This is a genomic window from Micromonospora sp. DSM 43699 (assembly GCF_055517075.1).
The window spans coordinates 1-409 of record NZ_JBTMMT010000262.1 but is presented as its reverse complement, the minus strand read 5'-3'; the positions used below and the strand labels follow the sequence as shown (position 1 = coordinate 409).

The following is a 409-nucleotide window of genomic DNA, read 5'->3' as shown; positions in this document are numbered from 1 at the left end:
GCGTGGAGACCAGATCGCGCAGGGCCTCGGCGGCGCGGTTGCCGACGATCGGCATCACGGCCGCCGTACGGTGCCCCTCCCCGGCGGCCACCAGCGCGGCCGACGCGGTGAGCAGCACGGTGGAGCCGCTGACCCGGTGCGCGGCGGCGACCGCCGCGACCGCGCGGGCCAGGGCCGGCGACACGATCCGCCCGGTCCAGAAGCGCGGGCTGCGGGGCTCCGCGCACGGCTCGGGGAACATCGTCGGCGGCGCGGCCCGGAAGCCCGCCTCCCAGTGCGCCAGGGCCGCCGCTCCGCGCCGCCGCCCGGCCTCGGCGTGCTGGCCGCGCGCCAGGTCCAGCGGGGTGGTGGCGGGCGGCCGCCCGGCCGAGCCGCGCCGGACCAGCAGCCGCAGATCCCGTACGAGGAC

Annotated in this window: 1 pseudogene; it reads right to left on the bottom strand. The window is 80.9% G+C overall.

The window, feature by feature from the left end:
* A pseudogene (locus tag AC0AIB_RS31550) lies at positions 1–409 on the bottom strand (hypothetical protein); the annotation flags it as partial.